General features: G+C 69.8%; 17 protein-coding genes. 4 read left to right on the forward strand and 13 right to left on the reverse strand.

Annotated elements, in window-relative coordinates; all coding sequences use genetic code 11:
* Position 1: 1 nt before the first annotated feature.
* The 3 genes from EV380_RS07420 to EV380_RS07430 form a co-directional block, all read right to left on the reverse strand.
* Positions 2-748 carry a ThuA domain-containing protein gene (locus tag EV380_RS07420; RefSeq protein ID WP_102158541.1) on the reverse strand — a complete coding sequence of 249 codons (747 nt, stop codon included), beginning with the start codon at positions 746-748 and terminating at the stop codon, positions 2-4.
* On the reverse strand, positions 745-1,842 hold the full coding sequence (locus tag EV380_RS07425) for a Gfo/Idh/MocA family protein (protein ID WP_130450392.1): 1,098 nt from the start codon (positions 1,840-1,842) through the stop codon (positions 745-747). The genes EV380_RS07420 and EV380_RS07425 overlap by 4 nt, the downstream gene beginning before the upstream one ends.
* A 185-nt stretch (positions 1,843-2,027) precedes the next feature.
* The gene (locus tag EV380_RS07430; protein WP_242607534.1) at positions 2,028-3,227 is read right to left on the reverse strand and encodes an ROK family transcriptional regulator; all 1,200 of its coding nucleotides are present in this window, start codon (positions 3,225-3,227) and stop codon (positions 2,028-2,030) included.
* A gap of 147 nt (positions 3,228-3,374) precedes the next feature.
* On the opposite strand from EV380_RS07430, the gene EV380_RS07435 reads away from it, so the two are divergent.
* Positions 3,375-4,373 (forward strand): Gfo/Idh/MocA family protein, encoded by a 999-nt coding sequence (locus EV380_RS07435; protein ID WP_130450396.1) that lies wholly within the window; start codon positions 3,375-3,377, stop codon positions 4,371-4,373.
* Here the strand turns inward: EV380_RS07435 and EV380_RS07440 are convergent.
* From EV380_RS07440 to EV380_RS07485, 10 genes are all read right to left on the reverse strand, one after another.
* Positions 4,370-5,800: a M50 family metallopeptidase gene (locus EV380_RS07440; protein ID WP_130450398.1), complete on the reverse strand. Its 1,431-nt coding sequence runs from the start codon at positions 5,798-5,800 to the stop codon at positions 4,370-4,372. The two genes, EV380_RS07435 and EV380_RS07440, sit on opposite strands and share 4 nt — an antisense overlap.
* On the reverse strand, positions 5,758-7,017 hold the full coding sequence (dxr, locus tag EV380_RS07445) for a 1-deoxy-D-xylulose-5-phosphate reductoisomerase (RefSeq protein ID WP_130450400.1): 1,260 nt from the start codon (positions 7,015-7,017) through the stop codon (positions 5,758-5,760). The genes EV380_RS07440 and dxr overlap by 43 nt, the downstream gene beginning before the upstream one ends.
* Positions 7,018-7,031: 14 nt before the next feature.
* Entirely contained in the window at positions 7,032-7,451 is a 420-nt protein-coding gene (locus EV380_RS07450) for a hypothetical protein (protein ID WP_130450402.1), read from the reverse strand.
* A 118-nt stretch (positions 7,452-7,569) separates the two neighbouring features.
* Entirely contained in the window at positions 7,570-7,992 is a 423-nt protein-coding gene (locus EV380_RS07455; RefSeq protein ID WP_130450404.1) for an organic hydroperoxide resistance protein, read from the reverse strand.
* 32 nt (positions 7,993-8,024) lie between these two features.
* Positions 8,025-8,456, reverse strand: coding sequence for a MarR family winged helix-turn-helix transcriptional regulator (locus EV380_RS07460; RefSeq protein ID WP_102158549.1), 432 nt, complete (start codon positions 8,454-8,456; stop codon positions 8,025-8,027).
* Positions 8,457-8,502: 46 nt separating this feature from the next.
* A complete protein-coding gene (locus EV380_RS07465; RefSeq protein WP_130450406.1) occupies positions 8,503-9,324 on the reverse strand; it encodes an HpcH/HpaI aldolase/citrate lyase family protein in 822 nt (273 codons plus the stop codon).
* On the reverse strand, positions 9,321-9,839 hold the full coding sequence (locus EV380_RS07470) for a MaoC family dehydratase (protein ID WP_130450408.1): 519 nt from the start codon (positions 9,837-9,839) through the stop codon (positions 9,321-9,323). The genes EV380_RS07465 and EV380_RS07470 overlap by 4 nt, the downstream gene beginning before the upstream one ends.
* Before the next feature lie 2 nt (positions 9,840-9,841).
* The gene (locus EV380_RS07475) at positions 9,842-11,005 is read right to left on the reverse strand and encodes an acyl-CoA dehydrogenase family protein (protein ID WP_102158552.1); all 1,164 of its coding nucleotides are present in this window, start codon (positions 11,003-11,005) and stop codon (positions 9,842-9,844) included.
* Between the two features lie 3 nt (positions 11,006-11,008).
* On the reverse strand, positions 11,009-13,069 hold the full coding sequence (locus tag EV380_RS07480; RefSeq protein WP_130450409.1) for an ATP-binding protein: 2,061 nt from the start codon (positions 13,067-13,069) through the stop codon (positions 11,009-11,011).
* A 3-nt stretch (positions 13,070-13,072) separates the two neighbouring features.
* Positions 13,073-14,680 (reverse strand): carboxyl transferase domain-containing protein, encoded by a 1,608-nt coding sequence (locus tag EV380_RS07485; protein ID WP_130450411.1) that lies wholly within the window; start codon positions 14,678-14,680, stop codon positions 13,073-13,075.
* 126 nt (positions 14,681-14,806) lie between these two features.
* Between EV380_RS07485 and EV380_RS07490 the strand changes: the two genes are divergently transcribed.
* The 3 genes from EV380_RS07490 to EV380_RS07500 all read left to right on the forward strand — a co-directional run bounded on the left by EV380_RS07490 (position 14,807) and on the right by EV380_RS07500 (position 17,032).
* Positions 14,807-15,421, forward strand: coding sequence for a TetR/AcrR family transcriptional regulator (locus EV380_RS07490; RefSeq protein WP_130450413.1), 615 nt, complete (start codon positions 14,807-14,809; stop codon positions 15,419-15,421).
* 95 nt (positions 15,422-15,516) lie between these two features.
* Entirely contained in the window at positions 15,517-15,981 is a 465-nt protein-coding gene (locus tag EV380_RS07495; RefSeq protein ID WP_242607535.1) for a GNAT family N-acetyltransferase, read from the forward strand.
* Positions 15,982-15,994: 13 nt separating this feature from the next.
* A complete protein-coding gene (locus EV380_RS07500) occupies positions 15,995-17,032 on the forward strand; it encodes a LacI family DNA-binding transcriptional regulator (protein ID WP_130450415.1) in 1,038 nt (345 codons plus the stop codon).
* The last annotated feature ends 18 nt before the right edge of the window (positions 17,033-17,050 follow it).

The raw sequence follows: 17,050 nt of genomic DNA on the forward strand, positions 1-17,050 counted from the left end.
CCTACCCCTCGAACCAGCCGCGCGCGGGGTTGGAGACCTCCGGCTGCGCGCGGACCCGTCCCGGCTGGGCCGCCCACTGCACGCCGTTGGCGAGGACCCGCCGGACGTCGTCGTGGTAGTAGACCGGGTAATCCTGGTCGCCGGGGCTGAAGTAGAAGATCCGGCCCGCGCCGCGAGTGAACGTCACGCCGGAGCGGAAGATCTCGCCACCTGCGAACGAGCTGACGAAAATCAGGTCGTCGGGGTCGGGGATGTCGAAGAACTCGCCGTACATCTCCTGCTCGTCGATGACGATCGGCTGCGGCACCCCCTCCGTGATCGGGTGGGACGGCTTGACGTTCCAGACCAGCTCCCGCTCGCCTTCGTTGCGCCACTTGAGCGAGCACGTCGTGCCGAGCAGCCGGATGAAGATCTTGGAGAAGTGCCCCGAGTGCAGCACGAGCAGGCCCATGCCGCCGTGCACGTGGCGCTGGACGCGTTCGACGACGTCGTCGCGCACCTCGTCGTGGGCGATGTGCCCCCACCAGAGCAGAACGTCCGTCTCCGCCAGCACCGCCTCGCTCAACCCGTGCTCGTCGTCCGAGGCCAGCGTCGCCGTGGACACCTCGGCGTCCGGCAGCAGGGCGCGCAGGCCCTCGGCGATGGCACCGTGCATGCCGTCGGGGTAGATGTCGTTGATGTGTTCAGGAGTGTTGCGCGCTTCGTGCACGCCTTCATTCCAGACCAGAATCCGCAGGGGCTTGCTCATGCCAGTCGCACTTCCTTCTGATCGCGGGCGGATTCGTAGCAGGCGTCGATGATCCGAGCGCGGTTCAGCGCAATGGAGCCGTCATGCTTGGCCCATTCCTCCTCGCCCGCGAGGACGATGCGCACGAAGTCATCCACGACCTCCTGGTGCGCGCCGCCGGGGTTCGCGGCGAGTTCGTAGTCGGCGACGTCCTCGTCCTGGTCTTTGAACACACGGATCTCGCCGATCTCCGGGCTGGGGTTGCCGACGACACGCAGCTCGGCGCCGCCCTCGGTGCCGAGGACGGTGAAGTTGATCTCGTCCTCCGCCGCCCGGTAGCTGGCCCAGCCGGCTTCGATAACCAGGGTCGCCCCGTTGTCCAGGCGCAGGAAGGCCGAGGAGAAGTCCTCGACGTCGTACTTGTGGCTCGTCCCGCTCGCGTTGTAGCGCATGCCACCGCCGAGCCCGCGCGGCCCGAGTTCGGAGAAGGTCGAGGCACTCACCGAGATGACCCCGGGTTCACCGAGCAGGTGCAGGGCGTAGTCCAGCACGTGCACCCCGATGTCGATCAGCGGTCCGCCGCCGGCGAGCTCCGGGTTGGTGAACCAGCTGCCCAGGGTCGGGATGCCCCGACGTCGCAACCACGCGGCCTTGGCGTAGTACGGCCGGCCGAGCTCCCCGCCGTCGATGATCCCGCCGAGAGCCTTGATGTCCCCGCGCCGGCGGTGGTTGAACGCGACGTCGAGGACGCGTCCCGCCTTGCGCGCGGCGTCGACCATGCGCTGGCCCTCCGCGGTATTGCGGGCGATCGGCTTCTCGCTGAGCACGTGGATGCCCTGCTCCAGGGCCGCGACGGCGATGGGCTCATGCAGGAACGTGGGAACAGCGATGCTCACGGCGTCTAGGTCAGCGGAGGCGAGCATGTCCTCCCAGTTCTGGAAGGTGGCGGGGATCGAGAACTCCGCCTCGAGCTGCGCGAGCATCTCCGGCTCCTGCCCCGCCAGGGCGGCGACGCGGACGTCCGGGTTGTTCTTGTAGGCCGCGAGGTGCTGTTGACCTGCCCAGCCGATGCCGACGACGCCGACGTTGAGGGGGGCGGTGCTGTCCGAGCTCAAAAGGTGGAACCTTCCTGGTAGTTGCTGCGCCGACTGCTGAGGAGTCGGCGGACGGAGACTCCGGGCAGGGCCGGCATGTCACTTATGACCACTCACACTAGACTTTTGTAGCGTGTCCGATAAAAGTATCGTGACACAGCACGCCGACGAGAGTCAATGGTTGCGCCGGCCCGGCGCATGGCAGGCTATCCGGCGGGCTGCCCGGCGGCGATATCGTCCTCGATGACCTGCGGTGAGAGAAGGTGGTCGATCGCGAGCCGGCTGGCACCGAGAATTCCCGCGTCGGCGCCGGCCCGTGAGGGCTCGATGCGCAGGCGACGGGTTGCCAAAGGCTGGCTCCGGCGGTAGACGACCTCCCGCGCCCCGGCCAGGAGCTGGTCCCCCGCCCGGGCCAGGGCACCGCCGAAGACGACGACGGAGGGGTTGAGCAGGTTGACGCACATCGCCAGCACCTCACCGACGTCGCGCCCCGCTTGGCGAAGGGCGTGGATCGCCGCGAGATCGCCCGAGGCGGCGAGGTCGACCACGTCGGCGGAGGTCCGCACGGCCTCGTGACCCGCGGCGCGGAGCCCCGCAGCCAGCGCCGGACCGGCGGCGACCGCCTCCAGGCAACCCCGGTTTCCGCAGCGGCACTCGATCTCGTCGCCTGCCACCTTGACGTGGCCGATGTCGCCGCTGATCCCTTCGGAACCCCGCTCGAGCCGGCCGCTGCAGATGACCCCCGCGCCGATGCCGGTCGCCATCTTGATGAACAGCACGTCCTGCGACTCATGCCAGTGTTCATAGACCTCGCCGAGCGCCATCACGTTGACGTCGTTGTCGACGAGGACCGGAACAGGCCATCGGGTCGCGAACCATCCGGGCACGTCGAAGCCGTCCCAGCCGGGCATAATGGGCGGGTTGTTCGGCCGGCCACTGGAGAACTCGACGGGCCCGGGCAGCCCGATGCCGACCGCGGAGAGCTCGTCCTCCCGGCGGCCGATCTCACTCAGCAGGGCCAGGGCGGTCTCGATGATCCAGCCGAGCATCAGTTCGGGCCCGTCGCTCACGCGCCGGGATTCGGCGTGCCGGGCCAAGATGTTCCCTCCGAGGTCGGCCAGCGCGACCTTGGCATGCCCTCCGCCGACATCGGCGGCGAGAATCAGCCGCGATTCGGCGCGGAAGACGAAGCGCGCGGGCGGCCGCCCGCCGGAGGATGCCGCCTCTCCGGCGGGGCCGATCAGGCCCGACGCCAGCAGCGCGTCGATCCGGGACGCGACGGTCGTCCGCGCCAAGCCGGTGGCCTCGACGAGTTCGGCCCGGGTGCGCGGGCGTCCGTCCCGCAGCAGCTGAAAGAGGTCTCCGGGCCCGTAGATCCCGAAGTTGCGCCGCTCCGTTGCCGCCATCGCCCCACACCTCATGTCTTCGACCGCACTCGCCGTCCGCCGTCGGCTGGCACCGGGGCAGACTTATGTCATCGATCCATCATAAGTCGCGGCTGGCGCGGGCGATACCCGGCCCTCTCCGCGGAGGCCGGTGATATATTCGCGCCCATGACCTCTTTGCGCTGGGGGATCCTCGCCACGGGCGGGATCTCGGGAATGTTCGCACGCGACGCACGGACCGCCGGACTGACTCTGGCCGCCGTCGGCTCACGCTCCGCCGGCGCCGCGGAGGAGTTCGCCGCCGAGCACTCGATCCCGCGGGCGCACGCCTCGTACGCGGAGCTCGCCGCCGACGACGGCGTTGACATCATCTACGTCGGCACGCCGCACCCATGGCACTTCGAGAACGCGCTGCTCGCCCTCGAACACGGCAAACACGTCCTCGTGGAGAAGCCGTTCACGCTCAATCAGCGGGAGGCAATCATCCTGCGCGAGACCGCCCGCGCCCGCGGGCTGCTTCTGCTGGAGGCCATGTGGACGCGCTACCTGCCCCACATGATCCGCATTCACCAGATCATCGACGCCGGCGGGCTGGGCGAGATCAGGGCACTCACCACGGACCACACACAGTCGCTGCCGACGGACCCGGAGCACCGGCTCAACGCGCTGTCCCTCGGCGGCGGCGCCCTGCTCGACGTGGGCGTCTACCCGGTCTCGTTCGCGTGGGACATCCTGGGCCGCCCGGAAACGATCAAGGCGTCCGCTCGACTCGGCGATACCGGGGCTGACACGGAGATCGCCACGGTTTTCACGCACGCCTCCGGCGCGGTGTCGACGACGCTCTCCTCGATCCGTTCGGCCGGCCCCAACCGCGCCTCGATTATCGGCACCGCAGGGCGCATCGAGATCGATCCGATCTGGTTCGCGCCCACGAGCTTCACCCACTACGGACCCGATGGCGCCGTCGTCGAACAGTACGTCTCCGAGGTCGACGGGCGGGGCATGCAGTTTCAGGCGCTGGCCGCCGAGCGTTTCGTCGCCAGCGGCGACCTCGCGGGCGAGGAGCTGAAGATCGACGAGACCGTCGAGATCATGGGCACGCTCGATGAGATCCGCGCCCAGGTCGGTCTCACCTACCCGCAGGAATCGACCGCGAGCGCGCGTTAGAAGAGCTGGACAGGCTTGACGATGTCCGCGTAGATCAACAGCACGCCCATCGTCAGCAGGAGCCCGGCGACCACGTAGGTCACCGGGAGCAGCTTCGCGATATCCACGGGCCCGGGATCCTTGCGCTTGAAGAGCTTCGCGACGCCGCGCCGGAGCGTCTCCCAGAGCGCACCGGCGACGTGCCCGCCGTCGAGCGGCAGCAGCGGGATCAGATTGAAGACGAAGAGGGCGATGTTCAGGCTGGCGATCAGCCCGACGAGGGTCGACGCCCGATCCTGGAGCGGGATCTCCTCCATCGCCGACACCTCTCCGGCGATGCGGCCGACGCCGACGACGGAGATCGGCCCGTTCACGTCGCGCGGAGCATCCGTGAACGCGGCCCGGCCCACCGCGACCATGCGCGCCGGCAGGTCCAGCACGACGTCGGCCACGGCCTTGATGTTCTCGCCCACCTTGCCCGGGACCTCGGTGATCGGCAGGGTCATGAGCCGCTGCTCGGGGCCCATGCCGACGAATCCGACCTCGATCATCTTGACCTCGCCGTCGGCGCCCGTGGCGGGTCGGCCGATCGCGTCGAGCTCGGGGCGCTCGGTCAGCATCGGCGTGATGCTCGTGGTGCGCGTCTGACCGTCGCGCTCGTACGTCACCGGAACGGTTTCCCCGGCGGTTGCGCGGATCAGCTCGGTCAGCCGCATCCAGTCCCACTCGGCGACTGCGACGCCGTCGTACTCGGTGATCGTGTCGCCCGGCAGGAGGCCAGCCGCGTAGGCCGGGGCCTCGGGGTCGCCGCTCGCACAGGAGACGTCGCCGGCCTCGGCCCGCTCGGTCTGCTCGCCCGCGGGCACCACGCACTGGTGCACCTCGGAGAGCCGGACCGTGTTCTGGTAGGTGCCTACGCCACTGATGAGGATCGCGAGCAGCACGAAAGCGATGATCAGGTTCATGAGCGGTCCGCCGAGCATGATGATGATGCGCTTGTAGACGGGCAGCTGGTAGAACATGCGGTTCTCGTCGCCGGGCTGCAACTGCTCGGCCGAAGCGCGGCGCGCGTCATCCGCCAGCTGCTGGAAGACGCCCGTGGTCGTCGGCCGGGTCGTCGCGGCCGCGGAGGCGCCGAGGTCGGTGGCCCCGACGTCGCCCTTGCCCTTCGCGGGCGGATACATGCCGATCATGGCGACGTAGCCGCCGAGCGGAATGGCCTTGATGCCGTACTCGGTCTCGCCCTTTTTCTTCGACCAGAGCGTCGGGCCGAAACCGATCATGTACTGCGGGGCGCGCACGCCGAACAGCTTGGCCGGCACGAGGTGGCCGACCTCGTGCAGCGCGATGGAGACCGCGATACCGATCAGGACGATCAACACGCCCGCAACAAACAACAGAATGCTCACAACACTCCCAAACGAACGCGGGCCGCTTTTCGTGCCCATTCTTCGGCGGCGAGCACGGCCTCCACGGTGAGCTCGGCGCCCGCCGTCGCCGCGGCGTCGTACTCCCCCACCACGGCGTCGACGGTGTCGACGATGTCGAGGAAGCCGATGCGGCGTTCGTGGAAGGCCTCGACGGCCTCCTCGTTCGCCGCGTTGTAGACGGCCATGTGGGTGTCGGAGGCGGAGGCGGCCTGCTTGGCGAGCCGGATCGCGCCGAAGGTGTCCTCGTCGAGGGGTTCGAAGGTCCAGGCCGCGGCGGCGGTGAAGTCGACGGGGCGCGCGGCGGCGGGTACTCGATGCGGCCAGCCGATCCCGAGCGCGATGGGCAGTTTCATGTCCGGCGGGGAGGCCTGCGCCAGGATCGACCCGTCGACGAACTCGACCATGGAGTGGATCACGGACTGCGGATGCACCACCGACTCGATCCGTTCGAGCGGGACGTCGAAGAGCAGGTGGGCCTCGATGACCTCGAGAGCCTTGTTGACCATCGTCGCGGAGTTCGTGGTGACCACCCGCCCCATGTCCCACGTCGGGTGGGCGAGCGCCTGCTCGGGCGTGACGGCCGCGAGTTCGGCGCGGGTGCGCCCGCGGAATGGGCCGCCGGAGGCGGTCACGATGAGCCGGGCCACCTCCCCGGCGCCGCCGGAGCGCAGGGCCTGAGCGAGGGCGGAGTGCTCGGAATCGACGGGCACGATCTGCCCGGGCGCGGCGCAGTCCTTCACCAGGGCGCCGCCGACGATGAGCGACTCCTTGTTGGCGAGGGCCAGCAGGTGTCCGGCGCGCAGCGCGGCCAGGGTCGGCGCCAGGCCGATGGATCCGGTGATCCCGTTCAGCACGACGTCGGCGCCCGGCCACCCGGCAATGGCCGCGGCGGCGTCGGGCCCGGCGAAGAGCTCCGGGCGGTACCCGCCCGCCCCGGCGGTCGCGACGCCCGCTGCGGAAGCCGCGGATTCGATCGCGTCCGCCAGGGTCTCGAGGGTCCCGGCGGCGGCGCCGACGGCCTCGGCGCGGGTCGCGACCGCTTGTCGGGCGAGGAGGTCGATATTGGCGCCACCGGAGAGCGCGGCGACCTCGAAGCGGTCGGGGGCGGCGGCGATGACCTCAAGCCCCTGCGTGCCGATGGAGCCGGTCGATCCGATCAGGGTGACGCGGCGCGGGCTGGCGCCCTCGAGACTGTCCAGGGGGAAGGCGAAGGTTGATTCACTCACCCGAGCCATTCTTCCAGACGCGCTCAGGCCGCCGAGTCCTCACTCAACGCGGTTCGTTTGGCCGCACCGGTGGCGCGGCCGCTCCCGACGGCGATCGCCCAGCCGTAGGCGACGACCAGTCCGACGACGACGGTGGCATGGTAGCTGAAGCGCTCGAAGCCGATCTGCGGGCTGGTCAGGTAGTAGGACAGCACGCACAGGATCGTCGAGAGCAGGCCGACAAATCCGGCCAAGCGGCTCGGGCGACCGCCGGCGTAGAGCGCAATGGCGGCGATAACGAGAGCCACCGCTGGGATCCCGCCGAGGATCAGCAGTGCGGGGATCGGGTGGATCTCCCCCATGCTCGCGGCCATCTGCAAACGAGGGGCGACGGCAAGGTACGCTTCAGCGCCGCCAACCACGGCGAGAACGGAGCCAACCAAGGCGCCTATTAGGGATTTCACGGGTGTCCTTTCACATGATTCAGGTCAGTCAACCCCAATCTGCCAAACCCGCGCCCCCGTGTCACATCACGGGCTCGCGCGCCGACCTGTGAGTTCTCACAGGTCGGCGCGGATCGGGTCAGTCGTCGCCGACCTGAACGTCCACCTCGATGTTCCCGCGCGTCGCGTTGGAGTAGGGGCAGACCTCGTGCGCGCGGTCGGCGAGCTCACGGGCCAGTGCCGGCTCGACGTCGGGAATCACGACCTCCAGCGTGACGGCCAGACCGAAGCCGCCGTCGTCGTTGCTGCCGATCTGCACGCGCGCGCCGACGCTGGACCCGTCGATCTTGACTTTGCGCTCGCGTGCGGCGAGGGCCAGTGCGCTGTGGAAGCAGGCCGAATATCCGGCGGCGAAGAGCTGCTCCGGGTTGGAGCCGTTGCCGGATCCGCCCATCGCGGCGGGCACGGCGAGGTCGAGATCGACCCGGCCGTCGGGGGTGGTGACGCGGCCGTCGCGGCCGGCACCGACGGCGAGGGCTTCTGCAGTGTAGAGGGGGTTCATGCGGTTTCCTTTCGGGTGGTGACGCCGGGGCGTCAGGAGCACAGCTTGGCGAGCAGGCCGCGCAATCGCTCGGCTTCGTCGATCGTGAGGCCGAGCCGGCCGAAGAGTTCGGCCGGGATGCCCGCGGCCCGTTGGCGCAGCGCGGCACCAGCCTCGGTGAGGTGGATGCGGACCCGGCGCTCGTCGGCGTCGTCACGGCGCCGCTCGACGAGCCCGGCCGCGGCCATGCGCTTGAGCAGCGGCGACAGGGTCCCGCTGTCCAGGTGCAGGCGGTCGCCGATCTCTGACACGAGGACACCGTCTGACTCCCAGAGGACCAGCAGCACAAGGTACTGCGGGTAGGTCAGCGACAGCGGGGCCAGCAGCTCGCGGTAGGCGGCTGCGATCCGCTGCTGCGAGGCATACACGGGGAAGCAGAGCTGCGCGTCCAGGGAGAGCGGGTCACGGGCCGGGGTTTCGGGCATGCTTTAAACATAGCGCACAACTTAGTTGCGCACAATTTATATTTGGTCAAGCCCCTCGCTCGATGATGAGCCTCGCCTTTTTCAGCACCACCTCGTCGACCATTTGCCCGCGGAAGACGAACGCACCCGCGCTCTCCGCGGCCTCACTCAGCAAGGCGCGGGCCCACTCGATCTCCTCGATGCTCGGCCGGTAGCCTGCGCGGATCACCTCGGCCTGGCCGGGGTGGATGCACGCCGTCGCGGCGAAGCCCTGCGCGACGGCGTCCTCGACCTCGACAGCGAGGCCCGCATGGTCACGCACGTCGAGGTAGACGGCGTCGATCGTCGCTTTCCCGAACGCACCCGCCGCGAGCCGGACCTGCGCCCGGGCCTGCGCCGGCACGGAACGGTACGCACCCGGCGTCGCCCCGCCGTCGTACCGGCTGGCCGTCCCGCCGAGCGAGGCGACGAGGTCCTCGGCACCCCACATGAGGGCGACGACGTTCTCCTCGGCGGCGATAGCGGCGGCGTTGACGACGCCGAGCGCCGTCTCGACCAGGGCGATCACACGGTAGCCGGCGAGCGCGCGGACCTGGTCGGGAGCCTCGGTCTTGGCGAGCATGACGTAGCGCAGGCCGGAGGTCTCGAGCGCACTCATGTCGGCGGCGAAGTCGGCGGTGCCAGCCGGGTTCACGCGCAGGACGGTCCGCTCGGGGTCGAGGGCCGCGGCCACGACATGCGCGCGAGCTTCTGCCCGCGCGTCCGGCAGCACCGCGTCCTCGAGGTCGACGATCACGGCGTCGGCCCGCTCGAGCGCCTTTGCGTACCGCTCGGGCCGGTCCGCCGGGCAGAACAGGATCGCCGGGCCGAGCCCGAAGCTCTCGCTCATGCCAGCACCTCGCCGGCGAGCGCCTTCTCGTGCGCGGCGCGTTCCCACATCAGACAGGATCTCGTGGCCTCCGCGACGACGGTGCCGTCCTGGTTGCGGCCAGTGTGCCGCATCGTGACCACGCCCTGCCCGGGACGGGACGACGACGGGCGCACCTCGACGATCTCCGTCTCGGTGTAGAGCGTGTCGCCGTGGAAGAGGGGCGCCGGGAACCGGATGTCGCTCAGGCCGAGTTGGGCGACGATCGTGCCCTGGGTGACCTGGGCGACCGACTGGCCGACGAGGGTGGCGAGCGTGAACATCGAGTTCACGAGGCGGGCCCCGAGGGGCTGCTTGGCGCTCCAGGCGGCGTCGAGGTGCAGGGCCTGGGTGTTCATCGTCATCGTGGTGAACAGGACGTTGTCGGTCTCGGTCATCGTGCGGCCGGGGCTGTGCACGTACACGTCCCCGGCCTCGAGCTCGTCGAGGTAGCGTCCGCGCTGTTCGAACCGCCGGGCCCCGGTTTGCTCACCCATGCCTACAGCCCCAGCTCGCGGGCGATGAGCATGAGCTGGACCTCTGTCGTGCCCTCGCCGATCTCGAGGATCTTGGAGTCCCGGTAGTGGCGGGAGACGAGGAACTCGTTCATGAACCCGTACCCGCCGAACACCTGGGTCGCGTCGCGGGCGTTGTCCATGGCCGCCTCACCGGCAACGAGCTTGGCGATGGCGGCCTCCGTCTTGAAGGGCTTGCCGGCCAGCATGTTGGAGGCGGCCTTGTAGTAGGCGAGCCGGGCGGTGTGGGCGCGGGTCTGCATGCGGGCGATCTTGAACGCGATCGCCTGGTTGGAGCCGATGTTCCGCCCGAACTGCTCGCGCTCCTTGGCGTAGCGCACGGACTCGTCGACACAACCCTGCGCGGCCCCCGTGGCCAGGGCCGCGATCGCGATGCGGCCCTCGTCGAGGATGGAGAGGAAGTTCGCGTAGCCTCGGCCGCGGACGCCGAGCAGGTTCTCTTCGGGCACGCGCACGTTCTTGAGCGTCAGCGGGTGCGTATCGGAAGCATTCCAGCCGACCTTGTTGTAGGCGGGCTCGGCAGTGAACCCCTCCGCATCGGTGGGGACGATGATCGTGGAGATCTCCTTCTTGACGCTCCCGTCCTCGCGCTCGCTGGTCCCGGTCACGGCGGTCACGGTCACGTGCTGGGTGATGTCGGTACCGGAGTTGGTGATGAACTCCTTGGTGCCGTTGATGACCCACTCGCCGTTCTCCAGCTTGGCGGTCGTGCGCGTGCCCGACGCGTCCGACCCGGCCCCGGACTCGGTCAGGCCGAATCCGGCGAGCGCCTCGCCGGAGGCGAGCTTGGGCAGCCACTTGGCCTTCTGCTCGTCCGTACCGAACCGGTAGATCGGCATGGCGCCGAGGGACACGCCGGCCTCCAGCGTGATCGCGCAGGACTGGTCGACCCGGGCGATCTCCTCGAGCGCGAGGGAGAGCGCGAAGTAGTCGCCGCCCATCCCGCCGTGCTCCTCGGGGAACGGCAGGCCGAAGAGGCCCATCTGCCCCATCTGGGCGACGATCTCGTAGGGGAAACTGTGCTCCTCGTCGTGCTTCGCGGAGACCGGGGCAATGACCTCGTCGGCGAAGTCGCGCACGGTGTCGACGAGGTCCTGGTATTCCTCTTCCAGTTCAAAGTTCGGCATGGTTCAGGCTCCTTCGCCAGTCGTTGGTTCGTCATGGGCGGCGTCAGGGGCGACGCTCGCCAGTATCTGGTCTTTGGTCACCTGGTCGCCGACGCCGACGTGCACGGTGACGGTGCCGGCGATGCCCGCCAGCAGCGGGTGCTCCATCTTCATCGCCTCGATGCTCAGCAGCGGCTGCCCGGGCTCGACCCGGTCGCCGGTCACGACCGAGGCGGAGACGACGGCTCCGGGCATCGGTGCCTTCACGTCGGGGTCGCCGCCGGCGACCTCTCGCTCGAGCAGGGCCAGGTCGCGGTGCAGCTTCTCGCGCCGGCCCAGCAACCGCACGGGTGCGGCTCGGCCGCCCGCGGCGAACCACGCTCCCCCGCCCGGGTCCCGCGCGACGACGGCGCGCCCGCCGTCCCCGTCGACCAGCCGCACCTCGTGCATCCCGCCGTCGAGGTGCGGGCCGGATCCATCGGATCCGACGCCGACGCTGAACGTCTCGCCGTCGACGTCGAGGTGGACGGTACGACGACGGTGCTCACCCAGGCGCCAGCCGTCGCCGGCCTCCCAGGGCGCGGGCGCCGGTTCCTCGCCGTCCGCGCCGGCTGCCGTTCGCTGAAGGCGCTCCAGCGCCGCGACCGCGAAGTCGCGCTCGGACGCCGTCAGTTCCCGAGAGGCGAATGGACCCCGCCGCTCGATCAGGTTCGTATCGAGGCGGCCGGCAACGACGTCGTCGTCCGCGAGCAGGAAGCGCAGGTACTCGAGGTTGGTCGCGACGCCCAGGATGACGGAGTCGGCGAGCGCGGCGTCGAGCCGTGCGAGCGCCTCGGAGCGGTCGGCCCCGTGGGCGATGACCTTGGCGATCATCGGGTCGAAGGTAGGGCTGACGGATCCCGAGCCCTCGAGCGCGGAATCGACGCGCACCCCGTCACCGATGGGCAACTCGACCCGGAACGCGAACCCGCTGGAGGGCAGGAAGCCGGCGGCGGGGTCCTCCGCGTAGACCCGGGCCTCGACCGCGTGGCCGGAGAGCTCGACCTCGTCCTGCGCGAAGTCGAGTTCTTGCCCGGCGGCGATCCGGATCTGCTGCTCCACGAGGTCCAGCCGCCTGTCGCGGACCCGCACGATCTCCTCCGTCACGGGGTGTTCGACCTGCAGCCGCGTGTTCATTTCCATGAAGAAGAACTCGTCCGGCGCGTCGTCGGAGACGAGGAACTCGACCGTTCCGGCGCCGCGGTATCCCACGGATTCTGCAGCACGCACGGCGGCGGCCCCGAGGTCGGCCCGGATCTGCGGCCCGCGGGCCAGGGACTCAAGCAGGGGCGCCGGGGCCTCTTCGATCACCTTCTGGTGGCGGCGCTGCAGCGAGCACTCGCGCTCGGCGAGGTGGACCGTTCTCCCGTGCGCGTCAGCAAGGACCTGAACCTCGATGTGGCGGGGGCGGGTCACGAGCCGCTCCAGGAAGAGCGTGTCGTCGCCGAAGGCGCTTGCGGCCGTGCGCCGCGCCGACGCCAGCGCCTCGGGCAACTGCTCTGGAGATTCGACAGCGCCCATGCCTTTGCCTCCTCCTCCGGCGGAGGGCTTGATGAGCAGCGGGAACCCTATCGACGCGGCCGCGTCGATCAGCTCCGCGTCGCTCAGGCCCGGCTCGGCGATCCCGGGGACCACCGGCACCCCGTGCTCGCCCACGTGGTTCTTGGAGCGAATCTTGTCGCCCATGAGGTTGATCGCCTCGCTGGGCGGGCCGATGAACGCGATATCGGCGGCCTCGAGGGCGCGGGCGAAGTCGACGTTCTCGGAGAGGAAACCGTAGCCGGGGTGCACGGCCTGCGCGCCGCTGCGGCGGCACGCGCCGACCACGGCGTCGATGTCCAGGTAGGTCTCGGTCGCACCCGCGTGCCCGGCGTCGCCGAGCGCAACGGCTTCGTCGGCCAGGTGCACGTGCAGGGCGTCGGCGTCGTCGGGCGCGTAGACGGCGACGGCGCGGATGCCCAGGCGCTTCAGCGTGCGGATGACGCGCACGGCGATCTCGCCGCGGTTGGCGACCAGGACGGTGTCGAAGAGTTCGGTCATGCTCATCCCCTACATCCGGAAGACGCCGAAGCCGGTGTCCGGCAGCGGCTGGCGGGAGCAGACGTCGAGGGCGAGGCCGAGGACCCTGCGGGTGTCGCCCGGGTCGATGATGCCGTCGTCCCACAGCCTGGCGGTGGAGTAGTACGGGTTGCCCTGCGCCTCGTATTGGTCGCGGATGGGTCGCTTGAAGTCCTCCTCGGCCTCCGCGCTCCACGTCTCGCCCCGGGCCTCGAGGCCGTCGCGCCGGACCGTGGCGAGCACGCTGGAGGCCTGGTTTCCGCCCATGACGGAGATGCGCGCGGCGGGCCACATCCAGAGGAAGCGGGGCGAGTAGGCGCGCCCGCACATCGAGTAGTTGCCCGCGCCGAACGAGCCGCCGATCACGACCGTCAGCTTCGGGACGCGGCACGTGGCGACTGCGGTGACCATCTTGGCCCCGTGCTTGGCGATGCCGCCGGCCTCGTAGTCGCGGCCAACCATGAACCCGGAGATGTTCTGCAGGAACACGAGCGGGATGCCGCGCTGGTCGCACAGCTCGATGAAGTGGGCGCCCTTCTGCGCCGATTCGGCGAAGAGGATCCCGTTGTTCGCGACGATGCCGACGGGGTGGCCGTGGATGCGGGCGAAACCCGTCACGAGGCTCGCCCCGTAGGCGGCCTTGAACTCGTGGAAGCCGCTCGCGTCGACGATTCGGGCGATGACCTCGTGCACGTCGTAGCCGGCGTTCACGTCGACGGGCACCGCCCCGTAGATCTGGCCCGGGTCCACCTCCGGGTCGGCACCTGGGCGCACGTCCCACGCCGGCTCCGCGGGCGGCGGGAGCGTCTCGATGATGTCCCGCACGATCTGCAGGGCGTGCGCGTCGCTCTCTGCGAGATGGTCGACGACGCCGCTCGTCTTGGCGTGCACGTCGCCGCCGCCTAGCTCCTCGGCCGTGACGACCTCGCCGGTCGCCGCCTTCACGAGCGGCGGGCCGCCGAGGAAGATCGTGCCCTGATTGCGCACGATGACCGTCTCGTCGCTCATGGCCGGCACGTAGGCGCCGCCGGCCGTGCATGAACCGAGCACGGCCGCGATCTGCGGGATCTTTGCTGCGGAGAGCTGCGCCTGGTTGTAGAAGATGCGCCCGAAGTGATCGCGGTCCGGGAAGACCTCGTCCTGCTTCGGCAGGAACGCGCCGCCGGAGTCGACGAGGTAGACGCACGGCAGGCGGTTCTCGCGGGCGATCTCCTGGGCCCGCAAGTGCTTCTTGACCGTGACCGGCAGGTACGTGCCGCCCTTGACGGTCGCATCGTTGCAGACCACCATGACGTGGCGGCCGTGCACGAGGCCGATGCCGGCGATGACCCCGGCGGCCGGGGCCTCGCCGTCGTACATGTCCTCCGCGGCGAGCGGGGCGACCTCAAGGAAGGGTGAGCCGTCGTCGAGCAAGCCGTCAACGCGGTCGCGGGGCAGCAGCTTGCCGCGGGCCAGATGGCGCTCCCGCGACTTCTCCGGGCCGCCGCGGGCGGCGCGGGCGAGGCGCTCGCGCAGTTCCGCGGCAAGCGCGCGCTGCCCGGCCTCGTTGGCCGCGAACGCGGCAGAGGCGGGGTCGACGTGCGTGGGCAGGGTCTCCATCGACAACCTTCACAGTTAAGGGTCACTAACTACCTCACAGGTTAGTGTTGATTAACTACACGTGTCCAGCCTTTCCGTGAGGCAGGGCACATAGGATGTGAATCCACCATCAGTACAGGACCAGATATGACCGAATCCCCGCTGCCCGAGACCGAGACCACCGGCGAGCGGCGCCAGTCCAAAGAGGAGCGTCGCGCCGCCTACCTCGGCGCTGCCGCGCGCCTGTTCGCCAGCCACGGCTATCGCGGCGTATCGATCGAGGACCTCGGGGCCGCATGCGGCGTGAGCGGACCGGCCGTCTACCGGCATTTCGCGAACAAGCAGGCAGTGCTCGCCGACCTGCTGCTGGGCGTCAGCCGGTCGCTGCTCGACGGCGGCACGTTGGTCGCCAGCGATGGGCCCGCACCCGACGTCGTCCTCCAGCGCCTGGTTGCGTTCCAAGCCGACTTCGCCCTCTCGAACGCCGACGTCATCCGGGTCCAGGACCGCGACCTGGGCAATCTCGACGATTCCAGCGCGGGTGAGGTCCGTCGCCTGCAGCGCGACTACATCGCGGTCTGGACCGCGCAGTTGCAGCGGTTGCACCCGGAGGAGAGCTCCGACGGGGCCCGGCAGCGCGCGCAGGCGGTCTTCGGACTGCTGAACTCCACTCCGCACTCCAACACGAAGGAGGACGCCGCGACGCAGAGGTCACGTCTCGTCGCGATGGCATGGGCAGCGCTGTCCGCACCGGTACGCTAGAGAACAGAACGTGTCGCGCGGGATGCCCGGCACAGAGCTATGCCCCTGAACAGGTGCCGCGCATCCAGGGCACCGAACAGAGAAAGAGGAACGCCGTGAACCTACGCCCCGTGGAGCCAGCGGATCTCGACTGGTTTTTTGAGCACCAGCAGGACTCCGAGGCCAACATCATGGCAGGTTTTACCGCCAAGAACCCTTCTGATCGCGGCGTCTTCGACCACCACTGGTCGTCGATGCTCGCGGACCCCGATGTCACCGTGCGCACCATCGAGCACGACGGCCGCGTCGTCGGCTCCGTGATGGCCTACCCGAACGACGGCTACCAGGAGATCAGCTTCTGGACCGACAAGGCGTACTGGAGCCGCGGCGTGACCACGAGCGCCGTGGACGCCTTCCTGGCGGAGTTCGCCGAGCGGCCGATCCGGGCCCGCGTCGTCACCGACAACATCGGCTCGCAGAAGGTGCTCGAGCGCCGCGGCTTCCAGATCGTCGGCGAGGCCGAGGGCTTCGCCAACGCGCGCGCCGCCGTCGTCAAGGAATACATCATGGAGCTCTCCTAGAGCGAGCCCCGCCATGTCGCAACGTCGCCCCACCGCCCAGGACGTGGCCAAACGCGCGGGCGCCTCCCGCAGCGCCGTCTCCATGGTCATGAACGGGAACGCCGACGGCAACGTCGCGCCCGATATGCAGGAGCGGATCCGCAGCGCCGCCGCGGAACTCGAGTACACGCCGAATCCGATCGCCTCGGGCCTGCGCCGGCAGCGCTCGCAGATGATTGGCATCGTCACCGATGAGGCGGCCTCCAGCCCGTTCGCCGGGCGCATGCTCGCCGGCGCGTCGAAAGCCGCCTCCGAGCGTGGCTACCTGACCGTCATCGCCGACGCCGGCGCGCCCAACGCGGACCCGTCGTCGTTCATCGACGAGTTGCGTCGCCGCCGCGTCGATGGCCTGCTCCTGGCGACCCAGCGGCTGCGCACCGTCGACGTCCCGGACGGCCTGCGGCTCCAGCCTGGGATCCTGGCCAACTGCCGGGACCGTCTGGACTCGTTCCCCTCGATCATCCCCGACGAGATCCGCGGGGGTCGGGAGGCCGCCGAGCATCTGATCGGCCTCGGGCACCGGCGGATCGCCTGGGTCGGCGGGGACGACGACGTCGACGCCGCTCCCGCGCGCATCGCCGGCCTCCAGGCGGCACTCGCCTCGGCCGGGCTCCCCGGCGCCGAGCTGCACGCCGGAGAGTGGGACATCAGCGACGGCTACCGGGGGGCTGAGCGGATCTTCGAGCGCCCGACCGACCAGTGGCCGGACGCCATCTTCTGCGCGTGCGACCGCGTCGCGGTCGGGGTGCTGCTCTATGCGGGCGCCCACGGTATCTCGGTGCCGGGCGACGTCTCGGTCATGGGATACGACGACCAGCGCCACCTCGCCGACGCCACCGTTCCCGGCATCACGACCATGTCGCTGCCGCACGAGGCCATGGGACGTGAGGCGGCTCGGCGCGTCATCGACGAGCTCGAAGGCGCCCCCACCGACGAGGCCGCGACGACGTTGTTGCAATGCCCCCTCGTCGCGCGGGCCTCGACCGCGCCGCGGACCTCTCGCGCAGCCTGATGTGGCGCGCAGAGGCGA

This window comes from Zhihengliuella halotolerans (genome assembly GCF_004217565.1).
Taxonomy (GTDB): domain Bacteria; phylum Actinomycetota; class Actinomycetes; order Actinomycetales; family Micrococcaceae; genus Zhihengliuella; species Zhihengliuella halotolerans.